This window comes from Methanoculleus nereidis (genome assembly GCF_032944295.1).
GTDB lineage: Archaea > Halobacteriota > Methanomicrobia > Methanomicrobiales > Methanoculleaceae > Methanoculleus > Methanoculleus nereidis.
Genome location: NZ_JABFFQ010000024.1, coordinates 1 through 1206, shown reverse-complemented (window position 1 = coordinate 1206; position 1206 = coordinate 1). Strand labels below are relative to the sequence as shown.

1 protein-coding gene is annotated in these 1206 nt (G+C 57.7%); it reads left to right on the top strand.

Annotated elements, in window-relative coordinates:
* Positions 1-66 precede the first annotated feature (66 nt).
* Positions 67-1189 (top strand): IS630 family transposase gene (locus HL657_RS13410; RefSeq protein ID WP_301678451.1). Its coding sequence is split into 2 segments (ribosomal slippage): positions 67-485 and positions 484-1189, totalling 1125 coding nucleotides; the frame shifts between segments, so codons are not numbered across the junction.
* Positions 1190-1206: the final 17 nt, after the last annotated feature.

The window sequence follows — 1206 nt, the reverse complement described above, 5'->3', positions numbered from 1 at the left end:
TCTAGTGTCTTTTGTCCCACATTTTTATAACAACAATTATATTGTTCCATGTTGAATACAACTCTCATGGGGAAGAGCAAGTACACCGTTACCCTTACCGACGACCAGCGTTCGTTCCTCGAAGGCCTCATCCGCCGTGGCAAATCTTCCGCCTCCACGATCCGGCATGCCTACATTCTGCTCCATGCCGACAAACCGGATCCCGAGGTTGCCGAGATTGTCCGGTGTCACCCCCTCTCCGTGTTCAACGTCCGCAAAGCGTTTGTCACCCAGGGCCTCGATGCGGCGCTGCACCGGAAGCTCCGCAGTGAACCCCCGAGTCCGCGGAAACTGGACGGCGCCGGCGAAGCCCGGCTCATCCAGATCGCCTGCAGCAAACCGCCGGAAGGCCGGTCCCGCTGGACGTTACAGTTGCTTGCCGATCGCCTCGTGGAACTGCAGGTTGTCGACACCATCTCGATCAAGACCGTCGAGCGGACGCTAAAAAAACGCGCTCCAGCCACATACCAAAAAGCAATGGGTTATTCCCCCCGCCGAAAACGGGAACTTCGTCGCCGCGATGGAAGACGTGCTGGAGGTCTACCAGCGACCGTATGATCCGGCACACCCGGTCATCTGCATGGACGAACAGCCGATCCAGCTGCATGCCGAGGTGCGGGAACCGATCCCGGCGCAACCCGGTCGTCCGGAACGGCAGGACTATGAGTACCGGAGAAACGGGGTCGCCTGTGGGTTCATCTTCACCGAGCCGCTGGGACAGTGGCGCCGGATAACAATAGCTGAAACGCGAACCAAGAAGGATTGGGCGCATCAGGTGCAACATCTTCTCGAACAGGACTATCCCGATGCAGAGAAGGTGATCCTGGTCTGTGACAACCTCAATACGCATGTCCCCGGAGCGCTCTACGAGACGTTCCCTCCCGAACAGGCGAGGAACCTCCTGAGCCGGCTGGAGATCCATTATACTCCGAAACACGGCAGCTGGCTCAATATCGCCGAGATTGAACTCAGTGCCCTGACCTGCCAATGCCTGAACCGGAGAATCCCGACCATCGAAGCACTCCGGGCAGAGACGGCAGCCTGGAACCGAAGCCGAAATCAGGCCCAGAAAGGCGTGGATTGGCAGTTTACCACAACCGATGCGAGGAGGAAACTCAAGCGGCTCTACCCGATGATATTAGAGAATTAGGAGACAATGAGCACTAG